12 protein-coding genes are annotated in these 23,477 nt (G+C 37.5%); 9 read left to right on the forward strand and 3 right to left on the reverse strand.

The annotated features are described in order from the left end of the window. Positions 1-19: 19 nt before the first annotated feature. The 4 genes from ACSSV9_RS13235 (at position 20) to fucP (ending at position 6,816) form a co-directional block, all read left to right on the forward strand. On the forward strand, positions 20-1,129 hold the full coding sequence (locus tag ACSSV9_RS13235) for an ROK family protein (protein ID WP_437347736.1): 1,110 nt from the start codon (positions 20-22) through the stop codon (positions 1,127-1,129). An 18-nt stretch (positions 1,130-1,147) separates the two neighbouring features. Then, complete coding sequence (locus ACSSV9_RS13240; RefSeq protein ID WP_437347737.1) at positions 1,148-3,490, forward strand: glucosamine-6-phosphate deaminase; 2,343 nt, start codon at positions 1,148-1,150, stop codon at positions 3,488-3,490. A 228-nt stretch (positions 3,491-3,718) separates the two neighbouring features. Beyond that, on the forward strand, positions 3,719-5,512 hold the full coding sequence (locus tag ACSSV9_RS13245; protein WP_437347738.1) for an L-fucose isomerase: 1,794 nt from the start codon (positions 3,719-3,721) through the stop codon (positions 5,510-5,512). 5 nt (positions 5,513-5,517) lie between these two features. Continuing rightward, positions 5,518-6,816, forward strand: a complete 1,299-nt coding sequence (gene fucP, locus ACSSV9_RS13250) for an L-fucose:H+ symporter permease (protein ID WP_437347739.1) — start codon at positions 5,518-5,520, stop codon at positions 6,814-6,816. Here the strand turns inward: fucP and ACSSV9_RS13255 are convergent. Genes ACSSV9_RS13255 through ACSSV9_RS13265 form a run of 3 tightly spaced genes read right to left on the reverse strand, consistent with a single transcriptional unit; the run spans position 6,803 to position 12,691 of the window. Next, positions 6,803-9,013, reverse strand: coding sequence for an alpha-L-fucosidase (locus ACSSV9_RS13255; protein WP_437347740.1), 2,211 nt, complete (start codon positions 9,011-9,013; stop codon positions 6,803-6,805). The two genes, fucP and ACSSV9_RS13255, sit on opposite strands and share 14 nt — an antisense overlap. A gap of 1 nt (position 9,014) precedes the next feature. Then, the gene (locus tag ACSSV9_RS13260) at positions 9,015-10,439 is read right to left on the reverse strand and encodes an alpha-L-fucosidase (protein ID WP_437347741.1); all 1,425 of its coding nucleotides are present in this window, start codon (positions 10,437-10,439) and stop codon (positions 9,015-9,017) included. Between the two features lie 17 nt (positions 10,440-10,456). After that, complete coding sequence (locus ACSSV9_RS13265; protein WP_437347742.1) at positions 10,457-12,691, reverse strand: glycoside hydrolase family 20 protein; 2,235 nt, start codon at positions 12,689-12,691, stop codon at positions 10,457-10,459. 222 nt (positions 12,692-12,913) lie between these two features. On the opposite strand from ACSSV9_RS13265, the gene ACSSV9_RS13270 reads away from it, so the two are divergent. The 5 genes from ACSSV9_RS13270 to ACSSV9_RS13290 all read left to right on the forward strand — a co-directional run bounded on the left by ACSSV9_RS13270 (position 12,914) and on the right by ACSSV9_RS13290 (position 23,467). Continuing rightward, positions 12,914-14,842, forward strand: a complete 1,929-nt coding sequence (locus ACSSV9_RS13270) for a sodium:solute symporter family protein (protein ID WP_437347743.1) — start codon at positions 12,914-12,916, stop codon at positions 14,840-14,842. An 11-nt stretch (positions 14,843-14,853) separates the two neighbouring features. Continuing rightward, the gene (locus ACSSV9_RS13275; protein ID WP_437347744.1) at positions 14,854-17,370 is read left to right on the forward strand and encodes a carboxylesterase family protein; all 2,517 of its coding nucleotides are present in this window, start codon (positions 14,854-14,856) and stop codon (positions 17,368-17,370) included. Positions 17,371-17,378: 8 nt separating this feature from the next. Further along, positions 17,379-20,318, forward strand: coding sequence for a GH92 family glycosyl hydrolase (locus tag ACSSV9_RS13280; protein WP_437347745.1), 2,940 nt, complete (start codon positions 17,379-17,381; stop codon positions 20,316-20,318). A 62-nt stretch (positions 20,319-20,380) separates the two neighbouring features. Then, complete coding sequence (locus ACSSV9_RS13285; protein WP_437347746.1) at positions 20,381-21,562, forward strand: ROK family transcriptional regulator; 1,182 nt, start codon at positions 20,381-20,383, stop codon at positions 21,560-21,562. A 9-nt stretch (positions 21,563-21,571) separates the two neighbouring features. Continuing rightward, positions 21,572-23,467 (forward strand): sodium:solute symporter family protein, encoded by a 1,896-nt coding sequence (locus ACSSV9_RS13290; protein ID WP_437347747.1) that lies wholly within the window; start codon positions 21,572-21,574, stop codon positions 23,465-23,467. Positions 23,468-23,477: the final 10 nt, after the last annotated feature.

Genomic DNA, 23,477 nt, shown 5'->3' on the forward strand with positions numbered 1-23,477 from the left:
GAATAAATAAGAGAAAATCATGACTTTTGAAAAAGACAACAGAATTATAATGACACTGGACGGTGGCGGTACAAATTTTGTTTTCTCCGCTTTTCAGTCCGGGAAACAATTGGTCGATGAATACCGCCTTGATGCATGCGGCGACGATCTCGATAAATCAATGGGCAATATTGTTGATGGGTTTAATTATGTTTTAAAAAAACTTGATAAAAAACCTTCGGCAATCAGCATAGCTTTTCCTGGACCGGCAGATTATCCAAATGGCATTCTGGGAGACCTTGGAAATTTGCCAGCATATCGAGGCGGCGTTGCCTTAGGGCCATTCTTGGAGTCTAAATTCGGTTTGCCTGTTTTTATTAATAACGATGGAGATCTTTATGCTTATGGCGAAGGACTTGCCGGATTTCTACCGTACATAAATAAATTGCTCAGCGAGGCAGGTAATCCAAAAAGATATAATAACTTGATCGGAATTACTCTGGGTACTGGATTTGGGTGCGGCTTATTTATCAATGGTGAACTTTACAGGGGAGATAACTCGATGGCTGGGGAAATATGGCTTTTACGTAATCGAATTTCACCAGAAGAATTTGCAGAAGAACATGCAAGTATAAGAGGAGTAAAAAGACTCTATAGCGAAGCTGCAGGTATCAACTTTTCGGATACACCTTCACCAAAAGAAATTTATGAAATTGCCATCGGAAAACTTGAGGGAAATAAAAATGCTGCAGTCGAAGCTTATAAAAAAATGGCACAAGTAGTGGGCGATGCCATTGCAAATGTGGTTACTATTATGGATTGCCCGGTAGTAATTGGAGGAGGACTGGCAGGTGCTTTTCAACTTTTTATGCCTTTCTTGCTTGACGAAATGAGGAGTTATTATAAAAAAACTTCCGACGGAGCTCAAGTAAAACGGTTGATGGCACAAATATATAATCTTACTGATAATAACGAATTAACAAATTTTTTGCGCAATGAAACTAAAGAGATAAATGTTTACGGAACAAACAAAAAAGTTAAATATGACTCTTCGAAAAAGATTGGAATTGGTATTTCACAATTAGGAACAAGTAAAGCTATAGCGTTGGGCGCTTATGCTTTCGCAATAAATATGCTCGATAAACAGTGAAATAAAAACAGGAGAATCATGGAACCAAATTCTAAAGTTGAAAATTTTTTTCTAAAAAAATCCGGCAAGAAATTTATATATAAACCGACTGAAAAAATACCAATTATTCAGGTGGGAAATATTCCCGAGTTGGGTGAATTAACTGCATTCCGTTTTGTAGAGTGGCTCCAGGCAAATCCCGAAGGTGTTGTTTCTTTGCCAACCGGTAAAACGCCCGAGTATTTTATCTACTGGTTTACTCATATAATGAAGAATTGGGATAAACCGGAAATCAAACAAAAGTTAAAAAGATATGAACTGGATCCTAATAATAAACCCGACATGAAAAAAATTAAGTTCGTCCAGATTGACGAATTTTATCCAATTGATTCGACGCAGCAGAATAGCTTTTATTATTACATAAAAAAATTTTATATAAAATCATTCGGAATTGACCCTAATAATGCGCTTTTAATAAATGTTAATAAAATTGGTACTGCCGAAAATCTTCCTTTATCGGCCATTTTCCCCGATAACAAAGTTGACTTGAGTTTACGCACTAAATTGCCGGGCAGTCGCATTGAAAGATTACAAAAAGAAACGATTGAAATTGTAGACGAGTTTTGCACTCAGTACGAGAAAAAAATAAGAGAAATGGGAGGAATCGGATTTTTCCTGGGTGGTATAGGTCCCGATGGGCATATCGGATTTAACGTTCAGGGTAGCGACCACTATTCTACTACAAGACTAACAACCACTAATTATCAAACACAAGCTGCAGCCTCTGTCGATCTGGGGGGAATCGAAGTTGCTTCGAACAGACTCGTAATTACAATTGGCCTTAATACCATTACATATAATAAAAATGCTACGGCTATAATTATTGCCGCAGGAGAAGCTAAGGCAAAAATCGTAAAAGATTCGATTGAAAACAGCGCTTCAAATAAATATCCCGCTACGGTATTGCAAAAACTCAAGGACTCTCGTTTTTATCTTACTAATGGTGCAGCTTCCCTTTTATCTGAAAGAATTTATGATGATATCGAAAAAGAATCAAAATTATCTAGAAAATCGCTTGAAAAAGTTGTGATAAATCTTTCTGTTAATACCGGCAAAGAATTACTATTATTAAATAAAAGCGATTATGCAGGGGATAAACTTGCAAATCTTGTTCTAAATAAATCCGGAAAGTCTGTTAAAGAAATCAATGAGCTAATTTATAATGATATTGTAGAACGCTTTAATAAAGGCATGAATACTCCACTCAATCAAACAATTCTTCATACTGCACCGCATCACGACGATATAATGCTGGGCTACTTAGCCTTTATTAATCATCTTGTAAGAACTCATTTGAACAAACACCATTTTGCAATTTTTACCAGTGGTTTTACTGCGGTTACTAATTCTTATATGCTTCATTTGATGACTAAACTTAAAGAGTATTTAACCGCTGGTTTGTTCGACGAAAGATATAAAACCGGATACTTCGAACCCGACAATACTGAAGCCAAAGACAGCGATATAAGCCTTTATCTTGATGGGATTGCCGAAAATAATATTTCCAAAAGAATTGAGGCAACTTCCAGAAGAATGCTCAGAAATATTATAGAGATTTATGAAGAAACAAGTTTAAGATATATCATCGACAGAGTGGACGAGTTGATTAATTATTTTGGCACTCAATACCCCGGTAAAAAAGATATTCCTCACGTACAAAAATTAAAAGGGATGTTAAGAGAATGGGAAGAAGAATTAACCTGGGCTTATTACGGCTTCAGATCCAAGGATGTTTCGCATCTCAGGCTCGGTTTTTATCAGGGGAATATATTCACTGAAAATCCCGAATTGCAGAGAGATGTTATTCCCATACTCAATTTAATTAGACAGATCAAGCCGACTATTATAACTGTAGCTTTTGACCCCGAAGGAAGTGGACCAGATACTCATTACAAAGTATTGCAAGCTGTAAGTGAGGCTCTTAAACTGTACGAAAAAGAGGAAGATATTTCCAAACTCAAAATATGGGGCTATAGAAATGTTTGGTACCGATTTCATCCCGCAGAAGCCAACATTTATGTGCCAGTTAGTCTGAATTCTATGGCTATTCTCGACAATGTTTTTATGAACTGTTATGGTTCTCAAAAAGATGCAAGTTTCCCAAGCTGGGAATATGACGGTCCATTTTCTCAACTGGCAAGACAAATATATGTTGAACAATATCAGATTATAAGGAACTGCCTGGGGAAAAAATATTTTCTGAACAATCCAATACCAAGAGCGCGCGCTGCTCACGGCATGCTCTTCCTTAAAGAGATGAACGTAAAAGAGTTCTACCAGTATTCAATGGAATTAAGAAAATCGGTTGAATATATAAAGTAAGTTCACGGTTAAATTGTAACATTAGCTTTTATAATGCACTATCATTAGGAAATTTGTTAATTAATTCTTATCATAAAATGAAACTTTGGGGCATGCTTACAAAACCGAATTCCTCGAACGTCAGCCAAAAAATTCTTGTAGTCGAAATGAGGATCGACGAGTTGATTAAGAGAGAAATCAATGTGGTGTAGAAAGATATTGGAGTAAATTAAATATAAGGGGGTAATTATGAATTTCAATGATCATCCAGTATTTCAACTAAACACAAAGCACGTTAAAGTTGGAATAAGACCTGTAATCGACGGCAGACGAAAGGGCGTTAGGGAATCGTTAGAAAATCAAACTATGTTAATGGCTAAGCGAACTGCCGAACTGATAGAGAATAATCTACGCCATTCCGACGGTATGCCCGTTGAGTGTATTATTGCCGATACGTGCATTGGAGGAGCGGCAGAAGCTGCGTTGTGTATGGAAAAATTTAAGGCAAATAACGTAGGTGTTTCGATTTCTGTTACTCCCTGCTGGTGTTATGGTACTGAAGTAATGGATCTTACTCCAATTATTCCAAAAGCCATTTGGGGCTTCAATGGAACTGAAAGGCCAGGGGCTGTTTATCTTGCAGCTGCCCTTGCGGGTTATAATCAAATGGGTATCCCCACCTTCGGAATTTACGGAAAAGATGTTCAGGAAAGCGATGATTCGACGATACCGGATGATGTTAAAGAAAAATTACTCCTCTTTACAAAAGCAGCTCTGGCAGCTATGGAAATGCAGGGTAAGTCTTATCTCTCCGTGGGATCGGTTTCTATGGGTATTGCTGGTTCTATAGTCGATACGCATTTTATGTATAACTATCTCGGCATGAAAACCGAATTCGTCGATATGTCTGAGTTAATTCGCAGGATTAACTGGAACATATTTGATAATTACGAATTTCAAAAAGCCTTAAAATGGGTTGAGAGTAATTGCCTGGAAGGTGACGATCCAAATAATCCTCCAGTTCCAGAAGAAGTGCGCAAGAGTGAATGGGAAACTGTAATAAAAATGACTCTGATTTTCAGGGATCTTATGGTTGGCAATCCTAAACTTGCCGAACTGGGTTTTGAAGAGGAAGCACTTGGACACAATGCTATTGTAGCAGGATTCCAGGGTCAAAGGCAATGGACTGACTTTATGCCTAATGGAGATTTTCTCGAAGCGATATTAAACTCGTCTTTTGACTGGAATGGAATTCGCAAACCGTACATTGTAGCAACCGAGAATGATAGCCTTAATGGCATTAGTATGTTGTTTGGACATTTGCTAACAGATACGGCTCAAATTTTTTCGGACGTGCGTACATATTGGAGTCCAGAAGCTGTTAAAAGGGTGACGGGTAAAAAGCTGAATGGAATAGCTGAAGGCGGAATAATACATTTAATAAATTCGGGTTCGGCTGCGCTCGACGGCACGGGCAAACAGCGTCTTAATGGTAAACCAGCTATTAAACCTTTCTGGGAAATTACTCAACAGGAAGTTAAGGACTGCCTTGACGCCACAACGTGGTGTCCGGCAATAAGAGAGTATTTCAGGGGCGGAGGCTTTTCGTCTCACTTTTTGACAGAAGGTGGCATGCCCGTAACAATGTGCAGACTCAATTTAATAAAGGGTTTGGGTCCGACACTTCAAATTGCAGAAGGTTATACAGTTGAACTCGAGCCTGAAATAGATCTTATTCTGCAGAAAAGAACCAATCCTACATGGCCAACAACTTGGTTTGTGCCAAAATTATCGGGTAAAGGAGCTTTCAAAGACGTATATTCGGTTATGCTAAACTGGGGTGCTAATCATGCCGCTGTTTCATACGGTCATATTGGCGATAAATTGATTACACTTGCATCAATATTAAGGATTCCTGTTTATATGCATAATGTTGAAGATGATCGAATTTATCGACCTTCTGTGTGGAATACATTTGGTACATCGGATAAAGAAAGCGCCGATTTTGCCGCCTGTAAAAATTTCGGCCCATTATATAGATAACTTTTATGAACGGTAAATTTGATAAATCAACCAGTCCTTCTCTTGTGCAGCGTAACCATTTAATTCCTTTTATTCTTATAACCAGCTGCTTTGCGTGGTGGGGGCTTGCTAACAATATGACAGACACTTTGCTGGCAGCATTTAAGAGAATAATGAGCTTATCTGACTTCCAGACCTCGTGGATTCAGATTGCATTCTACGGTTCGTATTTTTGTCTGGCATTGCCTGCTGCACTTTTCATAAAAAAATTTACTTATAAGGCTGGTGTATTACTTGGATTGGGATTGTTCATAGCCGGAGCTTTACTCTTTTATCCTGCAAGTAAAACGATGAACTATTATCACTTCCTGCTCGCACTCTATATATTAGCCGGAGGCCTCTCAATTCTGGAGACTTCTGCCAATCCCTATGTAATTGTTATGGGTGAACCATCAACTGCTACACGAAGATTGAATCTTGCACAATCGTTTAATCCCGTAGGTTCTATTGCCGGAGTCATTATTAGTCAGCTTTTTATTTTATCACAGTTAAACCACGCATCGAGTGCAGAACGGTTATCAATGGCTCCTGAACAACTAAAAAGAATTCAGTCGGCTGAATTGTCCGCCGTTATGGGACCATATGTAGGTGTTGCGATAATACTTTTATTATTGTGGATAGTTATTGCACTTACAAAAATGCCTCTCACAAAAGATGAAGTCGAATATGGAAATGTTAAACAATCCGTAAAAAGATTATTAAGAAATAAAAATTATCTATTAGGAGTTACAGCACAATTTTTCTACGTGGGAGCTCAGATAGGTGTATGGTCTTTTACAATTCGTTACGTGATGAGGCAGCTGGAACTGAATGAAAAAAATGCAGCCACTTTCTATCTTATATCATTAATTTTATTTGCATTATTTCGATTCATTTGTACGGGTTTGATGAAATATGTTTCACCTGCAAAATTACTCGTATACTTATCCGGTATAGCAGCGGTTCTTACGTTTACAGCTATAGTTTCCAGAGGGTATATGGGTGTTATCGCCCTTGTGTCGATTTCTGCGTGTATGTCTTTGATGTTCCCGACGATATTCGGATTGGCTGTAGAAGGCTTGAAGAATGATACTCAAATTGCAAGTTCTGGACTTATAATGGCAATTCTGGGAGGTGCAGTTTTAACTGCTTTGCAGGGTCTAATGTCCGATCTGACGTCCAATATCAACTTCTCTTATATCATCCCTTTTATTTGTTTTTTAATAATACTTTATTACGGTTTATACGTCGTCAAGCAGAAGAAGAAAATATCTATTCCACGGTAATTTCGTCTACAAACAACCAGGCTTTGCTTCCTTTCCCTATGTGCCATTCGGGACAAACTCCGATGTTTTTTGCCTCGATTTTTATATACCTGCATTTAATACCATTAGTATTAATGCTTATATTCTGAACCTCGGATTTTTCTTTTTCTTCACTCTCCTCGGGAAATTTCTTCCCTATCAGTGTGAAATTATCAACGTTTTCAGAAACGTAGAAATTAATTACTTTCGGCAAAAAAATATATGCATTTATATCTTTGAGAAACCCGATCGATATTTTATTTATATCTCGATTCTTTTCTAAATCGATTATAACTTCAAGGTCTTTACCATGATAACCCTGCCAATTGCCATCTTTAAAGTAGCTACTGCCGTGGACTCCATTTACAAGCGCATATTTACCTCCTCCAGAATACTCAGAAGAATATTCTGTAAGGGATACAATTTCGTATTTCCCTTTATAATACTTAGTTTGAACAGGTAAACTTTTTTTACCGTTTCGAGAGATTGCCATTGCTGTAATTGTAGTTGTAGAGTCGATAATAATTCTTCCATTGTAACAGGATGAAGAACTATCGGGCTGTGAACCGTCGAGCGTATAATATATTTTTGAGTCAGGGATGTCGCAATTTATTCTAACCTCTATCGAATCTTTGAAAGTTGTACCGGCAGTTGAAAAGGAGATTGACGGCGGACTAATATATAAACCAAAAGTAGATAATGTGGGATTTGTTCTACTCCGTTCAATAATGATTCTTACTTTCGAAGTAGTAACGGGACTGAATTTAAATAGTCTTTTATATCCGACTGTAGTACCTTCTGCAAACTTTTTCCAATGATTTTCATCCCAGTATTCAAGTGAAAATTTTTCAATTCTCTGGCCTTCCAGAATATTTTCCTGTAGCATGGCACAATTAAAGGTTCTTACCGTATCGAGAGAAATAACAATAACGGCGGTAGAGTCCGAACCGTTTGTTGTCCAGAAGGTTTCATTGTTGTTATCCAGAATTAAATTTGCTTCGTTACCTTTTTTTTCGGAGGAGATATAAATAATCTTACCGGTTGCAAGATTTTTTCCGAACGTATTTTCTATCAGGTATTTAAAACCATTAAGACTCATGATATCTTCTTCGGCAAAAAGACCTTCTTTATTGGGCGGAACATTTAAGAGTAACACACCGTTAAGTCCAACAGAATTAAAATAGATGTCAAAAAGCTTTTCGGGCGATTTAACGAAATTATCGTCTTCTTTATGATAGAACCATCGGGGGCGGATAGAAACATCAATTTCGGCGGGGTACCAGATAAGTGATCGGGCTTTGAAAATTTTTTCTCTTCTACCCAGGTCTTCTTCTGTAAGGTCACGTGGAATAAATGCATTATCCAATATTTTCTGCTGGGACGATGCAGCAATCGAATCCTGATTCAAAATATTGCCGGGTAGAACGCTCCATTCAGTTTTTCTTCCATAACCTGATTCGGTGCCTACCCATCTTACATCCGGACCCATATTTGCAATTATGCACTCGGGCTGAAGCTGTCTAATCAACTCATAATATGTATGCCATTCGTAAATCTGTTTCTTTCCATTTGGTCCTTCTCCGCATGCGCCGTCGAACCATACTTCGGAAATCTGCCCATAGTTCGTTAATAATTCTCTTAATTGATTTCTAAAATATTCATTATAATCATCGGTACCGTAGGTTTCTTCGTGTATGTCCCATGGAGAAAGATATATTCCGAATTTGATGCCTTCTTTGCGGCAGGATTCCGATAGCTCTTTTACAATATCTCCTTTCCCGTTTTTATAAGGCGTATTCTCGATATCGTAATTGGTATATTTACTTGGCCACAGACAAAATCCGTCGTGATGTTTGGCAGTAAGTATGATAAGTTTAAAACCAGCATCCTTTAAAGTTTTTACCCAATGATCGGTATTAATAGATACCGGGTTGAATATTGATAAATCAAAATCTTTTCGTCCCCACTCAAGATTCATAAATGTATTCATACCAAAATGGATGAAAGCTGTAAGTTCCAGTTTTTGCCACTCGTATTGACGTTTTGTTGGAACTACATTAGCAGCTTTATAAATAATTTCTGCGGGCGTATCGTCTTGATTAATAAATACGATATTGCTTTTGTACTGTGAAAAAATAACCAGAGGAAGAGTAAAGATTAATAATAATATCCTTCTCATATCATGTCCTTAATTTCATGGTAAATGTATATTGATCCTTTCCCACACTTCGAAGTTCTTCTGGAATTATGATTGTAATTTTTTGTTCCAAGCGTTTGTAATCAAGTATTCTGTCGTGTTCCAGAGTCGTGACGGTCGGTTCTGCTTTTATCTCTGGAATAACTAAGTTGATTTTTTTCGGTAAGGTAGTTTCTCCTTCTTTAATTCTGTAAAATACATAAAAGGTATTGCCACGACGTGTAAAAGAAATTTGATTCTGGTTATAAGGAAAGAGAGGTGCCGAATCATAAATTGCCTCGCCATGTATATTCATCCATTTCCCAATTTCGCTCAACCGCTGATAGGCTTCCGGTTCCCAGTCTCCCTCAGGAGTAGGTGCAATATTCAATAGTAAATTACCTCCTTTTGAAACTATATCGATTAATAGATGAATTAATTCTCTCGTAGATTTATACTTTAGCCCTGGTTGATAAGACCAGGAAGGTGTCATCGGCATACATGTTTCCCACGGATAAGGTAGGGTGTTTTCGGGAATCTGGTTTTCGGGTGTAAGGTAATTTTGATAAGGACCCGGCACTGCCCGATCGACAATTATTAATCCAGGTTGCTTTTTCCTTGCCTTCCTTGCAAGAAGTGGAATGTTAATGTCCTGGTTCTGAATGCGATAAATATTGAAATTTGCCTTTTTACGTTCTGACTCCAATTCTTCTTCCGTATAGTTTCGCACCCAGCAGCCGTCGAGCCAGAGGATGTCAATTTTTCCATAATCAGTCATCAGTTCCATAATTTGATTATGAGTAAATTCTACGAATTGATTCCATCTTTCCGGATATTTTTTTATGTCATAATTAACATTTCTGTCGGGAGTGGCAAAACGTCTCCACCAGTAATAGTCGGAGTGCCAGTCAGGTTTTGAAAAATATACGCCAATCATAAAATTATATTTTCTGAAAGAATCAAAAAGTGCTTTTGTAATATCTCCTTTTGGATTCTCTCTGAAAGGACAACGGCTTCCAGTAATTTTATAATCGGTATAATGGCTGTCGTACATGCAGAAGCCATCGTGATGTTTTGTTGTAAAGATAAAATATTTCATACCGGCAGAATGTGCTGCATCAGCCCATTTATCAGGATTGAATTTAAGTGGGTTGAAAGTAGTAATAAGGTTTTCGTACTGTTTTTTGTATTCACAGTAATCTTCGATATTACGTTTACACCAGTCTTCGTCTTCTGAACACAATGACCACGATTCAACTATCCCCCATTGGCTTGAAGGAGCCCAGTGCATTAACAGGCCAAATTTCAAACTCTGCCATTCTTTCAATTTTTTGAGAACTCGTTTATCTGTTTCCGGGTAATAAACTTTCAGTGCTTCGTCAATATTTACGGCACCGGCGTGCAACGATTTCTTTTTCTTTTCTGACATAAAATTCCTCTTTAGATTTATTCAACTACGATTTCATCTATAAAGAGCCAGGCTTTATGACCCGCTCCTGGATGCCATTCGGGGCATACTTTTATACTTTCAGCGAATACTTTTATAAAACGGGCTCTGGCTGCACTATAATCCACCTGAAATTCTTTTACGATTATTTCAGAATTTTGTTGTGGGGTAGTGTTTGTTATTACTTTTTCGTCTGTAAATTCAGTTCCGTCGTCTGAGATTGAAATAATAACTTTTTGTGGAAGGAATACCCACGAGTTTGAATTTAATATGAAACGAGGTACAACTTTCGAAATTTCCTTTATAGAACCTAAGTCAATAATTGCCTCGAAATCAACACCGTGGTACCCCTGCCACATACCATCGTGAAAATCGTTTGTCCCTCTTATTCCATCGACTAAAGAATTGTCGCCATTAGCCCTGTAATGCAGGCTGTAACTGTTAATTAATCTTATATCTTTTCCAACGGCCTTATGAAAAATGAAATCGAAGTTAATCTTTTTATCCAAAAAAACTGTATCTCTGAAAGCTGCGGCCACAAGCTTTGTCGTGTTGCCAATTAATATTGGTTCTTTATAAATATTTGCCCTGTACGTAGGCATTATTCCGTTCGTTGTATAACGGAGATCGATGCCTTCTTGATGGATGTCGAAGGTGACTCTATACTGGTTATTATCGCTGTCGTGGTCAATTTTATATGTAATCAGTTTTGACTCCCTTCCGTATTTAATGCCCAGTGCAGCAAGGTCATCGTATTTGAATTTAAGACGTTTGTAGAATTCGTCATAATTTTTCTGGCTGTTTGTCCAGAATACTTCTGAAAGGGCAAGAATACGGGGAAAAAGTTGAGTGTCTACTTTTTCCTGAGGGCAATGTTCTGTCCATAAATTGACTTCGCTTCCTATCACGTAAGCTGCTTCTTCTGCGTTAAGTTCTTCGGGGACTGGTTCAAATGAATATGCTATTTTGAGATCAAGATTATCCGGGTCATAGTTTAGATATGTATGCGAAGTAGGAGAACAAATAGTTGCATGTTTTTGATGCGCCGCTGCTATTGCACCGTCGTGTCCCTGCCAGGATTGAACTATTACTCCGGGGGCAAGTCCTCCTTCAAGTATTTCATCCCAGCCAATTGCCACCTTGCCTTTCGATTCTAAATATTTGACAATCCGTTTTACGAAATAACTTTGCAATTCTTTCTCATCTTTTAAACCTTCCGATTTGATTCTCGCCTGACAGCGGGGGCAGTTTTTCCATCTGTCTTTCGGAACTTCATCGCCGCCGATATGAATATACTTCCCGGGGAATAGTTGAATTACTTCATCCAGTATATTCTCCAGGAAGATAAAAGTAGAATCTCTGCCGGCACAATAAACATCTTTCATAACGCCCCACATATTTGTAACCTGGAAGGGTCCACCTGTACAGGAATTTTCAGGATAAGCTGCCAGTGAAGCGAGGCAATGACCTGGCATTTCAATTTCTGGAACCACATTTATATATCTGCTTTGTGCATAGTCTACAATTTCTTTTATATCCTCCTGAGTATAGTATCCCCCGTAAATTGAATCGTCGGCTTCTTTTCGCCATGCCCCAATTTCGGTTAATTTGGGATATTTCTTGATTTCGATTCTCCACCCCTGGTCGTCGGTAAAATGCCAGTGAAGAGTATTGAACTTGAAATACGCGAGAATGTCGATGTACCTTTTGATGAAATTTTTACTCATAAAATGGCGGCTACAGTCGAGATTCAAACCCCGCCACTGAAATCGTGGTTTGTCTTCGATTTTGCAAGCGGCTAATTTGAATGGCTGACCGTTCCGTTTCATTTTTACTTCGGGGGGGATAAGCTGGAATATTGTTTGAATCCCTCTAAAAATTCCTTCGTCTGTATTAGCATAAATATGAATTGTTGATTCGTTAATCTCGATGTTATACGCTTCCTCGTCGCTTTCAGATGGTAATTTACCCAATTCAAAGGTTATTGTTTTGTTTTTAGTTGTATTGTTGAGTAGACTAATACCTGTCAGTTCAAATATTCTATTTGTAAAATAAGCTGTTAATTTATTATTAGTTGATATGACGCTTATTTTATTGTCAAAGGTAAACATCCCTTTCAATGGAATAACTTTCTCCGGTTTAGGAATCAGCGATTGTAATGCGCTGTTTTGTCCATAATATTTAGGAGTTATAGATAACAGTAACCCAATCATAATTACGGCAGAAAGCTTCATAACTGCCTCCATTGTATTTTTTTATAAAAAATATACCTTTGACAATAATATGCAAAAAATCAAAAAAATACTAAAATTATTTTGGCAATTTATAAAAAAATAGTTAAAATAGTTTTATTAAATACGGCGTTTATTTTCATAAAATAAAAACGTTCTAAAAATAAAGTTACTTAAATTAAAGAATTCTGCTTTCACTTAAAATCTAAAAAATATGGTGATTTTATGGATTTAACTTTTTATGAATGGTTAATAGTAGCCGTAGTAATGAGCTTTTCTTTCTACGGGGTTTATCTAAGTAAAAGACATGTAAAAAGTGTGGCCGATTTTTTGTCGGCAGGTCGTTCTGCAGGCAGATATATGATAACAGTATCTCAAGGAATGGCTGCAATTGGAGCCATTACCATTGTTGGTCAGTGGGAAATGAATTATGTAGCCGGTTTTGTGCTGCGCTGGTGGGAGTTTATAATGGCTGTTGTACTCTTAATTGTAACCGTTAGCGGATGGGTTATCTACAGATTCAGACAGACAAGGGCATTAACTGTAGCACAATTCCTCGAAATGAGATACAGCCGAAATTTTAGAATTTATGCAGGTATACTGGCGTTCATATCGGGACTACTGAATTTTGGAATTTTTCCAGCTGTCAGTGCTCGCTTTATTATTTATTTTTGCCGACTCCCATTGAGTTTTCAATTCTTGGGAGTTGAATTTTCCACATTCCCAGTAACTATGGCTCTTTTGTTGGTAGTCTCTCTCTATTTTGTTTTTGTAGGTGGACAGGTGGCTATAATAGTTACCGAATTTATACAGGGCATTTTCTTAAACATAACATTTATTGCTATCCTCGTTTTTTGTCTTTTCTTCGTCAACTGGGAGCAAATAATGCAGGCTGTAAGTACTGTTCCAAAAAACGCTTCTTTGATTAATCCTTTTAAGGCGAGTGAGGTTCAGGATTTTAATTTCTGGTATTTTCTAATTAATGTTGTTGGAATTATCTATGGTAAAATGTCATGGCAGGGAGGACAGGGATATTATTCTTCTGCCAAAAGCGCCCATGAAGCTAAAATGGGTGAAGTGCTGGCAAACTTCAGAGATATTCCAAGGTGGTTATTCTATATATTCGTCCCGGTTGTGGCTTTTACCATTTTGCACCATGTGGATTTTTCAAATGTGTCGATGGCAGTCGAAAAAACATTGAATGGAATCGATAACAAAGCTGTTCAAAACCAGTTAAGAGTTCCTCTTGTTTTTTCCGAAATATTACCTTTCTACTTGAGAGGTGCACTGCTTGCGGTAATGATTATGGCGACTGTTGGTACAAACAGTTCATATATGCATTCATGGGGCAGCATCTTTATCCAGGATGTTGTTCTACCTTTCAGGAAAAAGAAATTTTCTCACGAACAACACCTCAAGGTTCTCCGTTATTCGATACTGGGTGTTTGTGTATTTATTTTTCTCTTTAGTTTATTTTTCCCGATGACCGAATATATTTTTCTCTACTTTGCTATTACAGCAGCAATTTTTGTTGGCGGCTCGGGTTCAGTCATTATCGGAGGGCTTTACTGGAAATATGGTACTACTGCAGCGGCTTGGGTCTCGCTCACTATCGGTTCGATTGTCGCTGTAAGCGGTATAATACTTCAACAAATTTATCCTGATTTTCCAATAAATGGACAATATTTCTGGGCAATTTCGATGGGAGTTTCGTCTCTCAGCTATATCCTTGTTTCGTTGTTGGGAAAAAGACAGGAATTTAATATGGATAAAATGTTACACCGCGGTCAATATGCAATTAAAGACGAGAGCATCGTTGTCAACGAGGTCCCTCTAAAAGGGTTTCGTATGCTCGGTATAGGTAAAGAATTTACGAAAGGTGATAAACTGATTTATATCATTTCGTATGTGTGGACATTTGCATGGGTAATGGTTTTTATTATAGGTACGATATGGAATCTTTTATACGATGTACCTGATTCGGTTTGGCTGGCTTTCTGGAGAAAGTATGTCGAAATAAATCTTGCAGTTTCATTCGTTATTATCATCTGGTTCATAATTGGCGGAACCGTCGATTTTAAGGATATGATGAACCGTCTGAAAACCATGACCAGAGATTATAACGATGACGGCACAGTTAACAACAATGAATAAACGAGGCTAATATGAAAACCAGAGTATTAATTTCATTTCTTGTGCTATTTTTTACATTGTTAAACTTAAATGCTCAGACCTCTGATACGATATTAATAAAAGACGGATTAGCTATCCAGATGGACTATCCCTATAGAGATAATGTAATTAGTCCCGATCCGATTGTCGGTTCAATTGTTACCGATAACTGGAAAGAGCCCACTGCAGGAGAGAAAATTAAAAAAGGTGATAAAATTATCGGACAATGGCGTAAAATTGATGCCGATGAGAACGGCTGGTTCAATGCCCCTGAATTACAAAACGGTTATGTCTATATGAAATATAATTCTGAAAGAGACAAAATCGTTTTACTTGAAGCAATGGGTCACTCTTTTGTTTTTGTGAATGGCACTATGAGAAGCGGTAATCCTTACAGAACAAAGGATATATATGAAGCGTGGGAACCCAGGTTTGATTATTCATTAATTCCCGTTGAATTTAAAAAAGGTGTTAACTATCTTGTTTTCCGATGCAATAGAAGTGGGGCATTAAAAGTAAAAATTCATCAAAATATTCCTCCAATTCTTTTCAGTAAAGAAGACCTTACTGTACCCGATTTGATCATCGATCAACCAACCTCGTCCTTCGGTGCCATTTTATTAATAAATGCTGATAACCGAAAATTGAACAACTTGTTTATTAAAACTTATGCAGGTAGTTCTATAGTAGGAAGTATACCAGCATATTCGAAACTTCCCGTAATTAATCCGCTTTCAGTTTATAAAGCACCTTTTAAGATTGAACTTCCTGCAGTAGATAAAAGGGACGTTATTAAGCTGACGATTGACCTTGTAGAAAAATCGAATCATGGAGAAAAAATTTTAATTTCAGAACGAATTGAACTGAAAGTAGTAGATAGATTTGAAACGAGAAGAGAAACATTTATCAGTAAACTAGATGGAAGCGTACAATATTATGCTGTTAATCCGCCGCTTGAGTTGAAAAACAAACCAGCTCTCTTTCTGAGCTTGCACGGAGCCGGCGTCGAAGCAATTAACCAGGCTAGTTCCTATGGTCATAAAAATTGGGGATATATTGTAGCTCCTACAAACAGAAGACCATACGGTTTTAATTGGGAGAACTGGGGCAGAATTGATGCTCTTGAAGTACTTGAAATTGCGCTGAAGAAATTTAACATTGACGAAGAGAGAGTTTATTTGACAGGACATTCGATGGGAGGACACGGTACCTGGCAGCTCGGTATTAATTATCCCGACCGTTTTGCAGCCATCGGACCAAGCGCTGGATGGATTAGCATCTGGTCGTATCGAATTAGAAATCTAATCGATACATCAGACGTAAAAGAAATGCTGGTTCGCTCATCAAAACAGAGCGACACTTATCAATTTGCCAAAAATCTCAGCAAAAACGGGATCTATGTTATTCACGGTGATGCAGACGACAATGTGCCGATATCTCAAGCTGAATCGATGCTGGAGGTGGTTTCTAAGTTTCATAAGGATTACGAATTCCATATTGAAAAAGGTGCCGGACATTGGTGGGATAATTCCGACGAAATTGGTGCAGATTGCGTGGACTGGATGCCAATGTTCGATTTCTTTGCGCGCCATTCCATTCCAAAAAAACAGATGATCAGAAAAGTTGAATTTACAACGGCTAACCCAGCTATTTCATCAAAATATTATTGGATAGAAATTATTAATCAGGAAAGACAACAAAAACCAAGCAAAGTAGATTTCACGCTGGAATACGGCAAAAGAGTTTTTAAAGGAGTAACTGATAATATATGTTATTTAATGCTTGACGTTTCGGTACTAAATTCAGGTTTGCCTTTTTCCGTAGAAATTGATGGACAGAAAATTGAGAATATCCATGTAACTCCGGACTATAAATTATATCTTCGTAAAAATGGCGGAATATGGGAAATCGCCACCAAACCGGATGCTGGAAATAAAAATCCTACGCGCCTTGGAAACATAAGAGAAGTATTGAATAACAATGTTTTATTTGTATATGGTACCCACGGAACAAAAGAAGAAAACAAATGGGCTTATGAGAAAGCTCGGTTTGATGCAGAGTATTTGTGGTATCAGGGAAATTCGGCAATCGAGGTTATTGAAGATGATCAATTCGATCCACTTGTTTATAAAGACAGAAATGTTGTACTCTACGGTAATGCTGCCACTAATTCGGCCTGGAATAAATTATTGAAAGATTCCCCTGTCAACGTTGAAAAAGGAAAAATTAAAATAGGAGACAAAATTTACTCCGGCAAAGATTTATCTTGTCTAATGATCAGACCGAGAAGAGACAGTGATATAGCCAGCGTAGCCGTTGTTGCAGGCACCGGAATAAAAGGAATGAAACTGGCAGAATTAGCTCAATATTATCACCCTTATCTTAGTTTTCCGGATATTGTGGTTTTTGACAGCAATATTCTCGATTCGGATGAAAATGGAATTCGTTATATCGGTTATTTCGGAAACGACTGGAGCATTGAAAATGGTGAATTTATAAATAAGTTTTAGGTACTTATATGAAAATCATTAAATATTTCTTTGCCATAGTTTTTACAGGTGCAGTTTGCATTGTCGCACAAAGTAAACTTACACAATTTGTGAATCCATTCGTCGGAACTGACGGACATGGTCATACATATCCAGGCGCCACTTTACCATTCGGTATGGTACAGCTAAGTCCTGATACGGATACTGAAGGATGGGATTGGTGCTCAGGCTATCATTATTCAGATAATTCATTAATTGGATTCAGTCATACTCACCTCAGTGGCACGGGCTGTGGCGACTACGGTGATATTTTATTTATGCCTACAACAGGTAAATTGAAAATTGAACCGGGTTCAAAAAATAATCCGGATTCCGGTTATCGCTCTCGTTTCAGACATGAATCTGAGATTGCTGAACCTGGTTTTTATTCAGTCTTTCTCGATGATTATAAAATTAAAGTGGAACTAACTGTTACAAAAAGAGCAGGATATCATAAATATATCTTCCCGAAATCCGATAGTTCTCATATTCTCATTGACCTGAAACACGGAATTCAGGACAGAGTAATCGATTCAAAAATAATTATTGTTAATGATACAATAGTAAAGGGATACAGAAGATCAACAGGATGGGCTAAGGACCATACAATTTTTTTCTTTGCAGTTCTCTCCAGGCCCATCGAATCTTACTCAATTTTTAAGAACGGAAAAACTGTCAATTCTAATAAAGCATCGGGCAATAACATAAAAGTCGCTCTCCATTATAAAACCGAAGCCAACGAAAAGATCTTTGTCAAAGTTGGAATCTCGCATACGAGTCTGGAAGGAGCGGAAAAAAATCTAAGACACGAGATTAATAACAAAGATTTCGAAAGTATAAAAAAAGAGGCTGAGAGCGAATGGGAAAAACGCCTCTCCTCAATTATCATTGAAGATTTAGATGTAACCAAAAAAAGAATCTTTTATACTGCACTATATCACGCTTTTCTAAGTCCTAATATTCAATCAGATGTTGACGGCCGGTATATTGGCATGGATGGAAAGATTCATAAGGAGGGAAATTTTACCCTCTATACGGTTTTCTCACTATGGGATACCTTTAGAGCGCTTCATCCTTTGTTTACACTAATTGCTCCAGAAGAAAATGTTGATATGATAAATTCAATGCTGCGTAAGTACGAAGAAAGCGGTCAATTGCCGATATGGGAACTCGCCTCGAATGAAACAGGCACTATGATTGGTTATCATTCAGTCCCTGTAATTGCAGATGCTATAATTAAAAATTTGCCTGGTATCGATATAAATCTTGCTCTAAAAGCCATGAATAGCTCTGCAATGTCCGATTTTCGGGGACTCGATGTTTATAAGGAAATGGGTTATATACCTTCTGATTACGAGCACGAGAGCGTGTCAAAAACTCTTGAATATTCGTACGATGACTGGTGCATAGCTCAAATTGCCAATCGAGCTGGTAATAAAGACGCATATCATTATTATCTCGAACGCTCAAAATACTATGTCAATCTTTTTGATCCGGTAACACGTTTTTTCAGACCCAAGAAGAATGGGAAATGGGTTTCTCCTTTTGATCCTTATGTTGTCAGCAGGGATTATACTGAGGCAAATTCATGGCAGTATAGCTTTTTTGTGCCTCACGATGTCAATGGTCTGATTGACCTTTACGGTAGTGACGAGAATTTCGAAAACAGACTCGACGAGCTGTTTAATGCCAATACAGAATTAAAAGGGCGACATCAGCCGGATATTTCGGGACTTATAGGTCAATATGCTCACGGCAACGAACCGAGTCACCATATTGCCTATCTTTATAACTATGTAGGGAAACCGTATAAAACTCAGGAAATTGTAGATAAAATTCTGAATACATTGTATACTGACAAACCTGATGGATTAAGCGGTAATGAAGACTGCGGGCAGATGTCCGCCTGGTATGTTTTAAGCAGTCTCGGATTTTATCCAGTTTGCCCGGGAAGTAACGAATATATTATTGGTAAACCTCACTTTGAAAAAGCAGTAATCAATTTCACAAATGGTAAATCGTTCGAAATTAAGACCGAGAATTTATCAGATAGAAATATTTATATAAAATCAGCAATACTAAATGGTTTGAACCATTCTGAATCGTATATAACCCATGAAGATATTATAAATGGCGGAAGTATAGTCTTTGAGATGACCGATAAACCAACGAATTGGGGATATAATAAATCCGACAGACCACACTCTTATGTCGATCTCCAGTTCATTCCGATTCCTTTTATTAAAAGCGGTGAAAAAGTATTTAAAGGCGAAACAGTGATTGAATTGGAAAGTATAGACGCAGCGGAAATTTATTATACCCTGGACGACTCTGACCCGATAACAAACGGCAAATTGTATAATAAGCCATTAATTCTAAATAATTCGAGTCAGCTTAAATTTGTATCGACTAAAAATGGCAAATACAGTAAAGTAGTAACTTCCGAATTTCACGAGGTACCGAGTGATTGGGATATTCATTATAATACTACGTTTGACAATCCATATACAGGAGGAGGAAAGTGGGGACTGATAGACGGTATTAAAGGAAATGAAAATTTTAATTCGGATGCATGGCAGGGATATGAAGGAAAAAATCTCGATGTAATTATAGATCTTGGAAAATCTATGAAAATAAATAAATTATCGGTAAGTTTTCTCCAGAATATCGGTTCGTGGATTTTTCTACCTGAAAAAGTTGATTTTTATTTATCCATCGATGGAATGAACTATGTAAATGTTTATAGCGGGGAATATAAGTTAGCCGAGTACGATAAATTCGAAGGAATTAAGAGTTTCAGTGTCGAACTCAAAAATAGTGAAGCCCGATATATTAAAATAATCGGAAAAAATATTGGATTGTGTCCTTCCTGGCATCCTGGAAGTGGTGGAAAAGCATGGATCTTTGTCGATGAGATCGACATTAATTAAAACTTGTAATTGATATCGATATGTATTATTTATATAGTTTAATTTCATAGGAACAAAAAAGAATGAGAAGTAAAAAATTAATTTCGTTCCATGCGAGAGTTGTTAAAGACATTAACGAGCAATTGGTTTTGAATTTAATTCAGGAGAATGAAGTTATTGCCAGCTCCGAATTAGCTAAAATTACCGGTATGAGACCCTCGACAATATTTAATATTTTGAAAGAACTATCGGCTAAATCTTTCGTGCTTTTTTATGGAAAAGGGGATTCCACCAGCAAAGGCGGCAAAAAACCGTATATGTGGACACTCAATAAAGATGCTGCTTATGTAATAGGACTGGACATCGAAGTAGGCGAAATGTCTTTGGTAGTTCTCAATTTTAAAGGCGAGCTGATTTATAGTCGCAATATAAAGATTGATACTGTAAATACTGTTGATGAGTTAGCCGAGAGTATAATTACTGCCGTAAATTTTGCCATCGAAGATAACAATTTAGAGACATCGAAAATACTTGGGGTTGGAATCGCATTTGCAGGTATTGTTGATTGTCAACGAGGTGTGGTTGTTATGTCGAGTATATTACCAGATCTTAATTTTAATCTTATTGAAAAATTGAATGTATTTCCTTTTAAAGTATTGCTTGAAAATAACGCAAATGCAGTAGCAGTTGGATATAAATGGAAAAACAATATTAAAGCCTCGAGAAACTATCTAACAATTTTGATTGAAATTGATAAAAATGTAAGCGGTCTTGGAATCGGAATCGTAATAAACGGCAATTTATACAGAGGTTCTTCATATTGCGCCGGCGAGCTTTACCCACATCTGCCCACACTCAAAGAGATACTGGCATCCTACAGAAGCCGCTTTCACGAAGGGAAAGTACTGAAAAATTTTTTGAATTCTATCGATTCTATCGATATTGAATTGTTGCTCCATGCTGCAAAAGAAGAAGATGAAATTGCAAAACTGATCTTTTCAAAGATTGGGAGTATTGTCGGACAGACAATTGCCCCTGCTGTTTCACTTTTGAATCCCGATACACTTATACTTACAGGAGTGGTTTCAGAACTTGAAGGTGTTATCATAGAAGCGGTTAGGAAAGAGATTGAAATGAGGGTAATCTCTATTACGAGCAATGCACTTGAGATCGTAGTAGATAGGTATCATCAATTCTCCGTAGCAGTTGGCGCTGCATCTCTTGTGCTGGAGAATTTCTTTAAACTACCTGTGGTCAAACAATAGTATTGACCGATGCATACCTTAAATTATATTGACATAGCTGTCATCTTGTTTTATTTCCTGGTGGTTTTTTTTATCGCATTATATTATTCCAAAAAAGCCGGTAAAAATACCGGTGAATTTTTTCTATCCGGCAGAAACCTCCCGTGGTATATTTCGGGTACAGCGATGGTTGCCACTACCTTTGCCGCAGATACACCACTGGCAGTTACCGAATTAGTTGCTAAAAACGGGATATCGGGTAACTGGCTCTGGTGGAATATGGCAATCGGTAGTATGCTTACTGTATTCTTTTTTGCGCGTTTATGGCGCCGCGCTCAAATTATGACAGACGTGGAGTTTATTGAACTTCGATACGATGGCAAAGCCGCCGCAGCCCTTCGAGGTTTTAAAGCACTCTATCTCGGATTATTTATGAATATAATCATTCTCGGTTGGGTACATAAGGCGATGGAAAAAATATTTGCTGTGATTTTTCCACAGTACGATTCGTTTGGACTTGTTGTAATTGCTGCAATCATTATTGGAATTTACTCGGCTGCCTCTGGACTATTAGGCACTTCAAGAACGGACAGCTTTCAGTTTGTATTTGCCATGATCGGATGCATTATCCTTGCCGTGATAGTGGTCTCGTTACCTGAGGTGGGTGGAATGACGAAATTGAAAGAAAAATTATCACCACAGGTTATATCGTTCATTCCAAGAATTGGAAGTAGTGAAGTAGTAAGTGGAATATTTTCAATATCAATTGGTTCGTTTTTTGCCTATGTGGCTTTACAATGGTGGGCAAGCTGGTATCCTGGCGCCGATCCAGGTGGAGGAGGATATATTGCCCAGCGAATGATGTCCGCCAAAGACGAAAAACATAGTCTTTTTGCGACTCTATGGTTTACGATTGCGCACTATGCTATCAGACCCTGGCCATGGATTCTGGTTGCACTGGCAGCGCTGGTAATTTTGCCGCGCACGGATAATCTTGAACAACTCAAAACGCAAAATCCTGATATGTATGATAAAGTCGTTGAAGCATATAATTCAAATACAGACTTAAATACTCTTCAATATGCTAATTCACCAGAATTTAAAGAAATGTATGAAGTTTATGAAAATACTGTAGACCCTGGAATGATGTATCCCAAATTGATGGTACGATTTTTACCAGCTGGTCTGCTTGGTCTGCTTATTGCAGTTTTTCTTGCCGCTTATATGTCGACCATAGCTTCGCAACTGAATTGGGGAACCTCGTATATTATTAATGACTTTTACAGAAGATTTATAAAAAATAATGCCGACGAACGGCATTATGTAATGATTTCAAGAGTAAGTATTCTCATTCTTACGATACTTTCACTTTTGATCACAAAATATTTTCTCTCTACTATTTCAGGAGCATGGGAATTTATATTGAATGCAAGCGCAGGTATTGGTGCAGTACTGATATTGCGTTGGTACTGGTGGCGGATAAATGCCTGGTCTGAAATCTCGGCAATGATTGCCCCATTGTTTATATATCCTCTTGTTAGATATTATCTCGGAATACCCTCGCCGATCTCTCTTTTTCCAATAGTTTTAATAACAACAATAATCTGGTTGATTGTAACTTATACGACAAAACCTGTCAATCAAAAAAAATTAATTGAATTTTATGAAAGAACTGAGCCGGGAGGCATTGGATGGAGAAAGATAACGGATTTGATGGGGATTAAACAATCAGGCAGTATTTTTGTTAGAATGTTCGTGAATTGGTTGGCGGGCATTGTTGTCATTTATTCGTTTTTGTTTGGAACGGGTGCACTGATTTTTCAGAATTATTTTAAGGGATTTATTCTTCTTTTAATTAGTTCGTGTGGTGCTTTTATAATTTATTATAATCTGAAAAAAATTGGTTTTGAGAAAATTATAAAATAATTTCCTCCTC

This window comes from Melioribacter sulfuriphilus, assembly GCF_051488685.1.
Taxonomy (GTDB): domain Bacteria; phylum Bacteroidota; class Ignavibacteria; order Ignavibacteriales; family Melioribacteraceae; genus Melioribacter.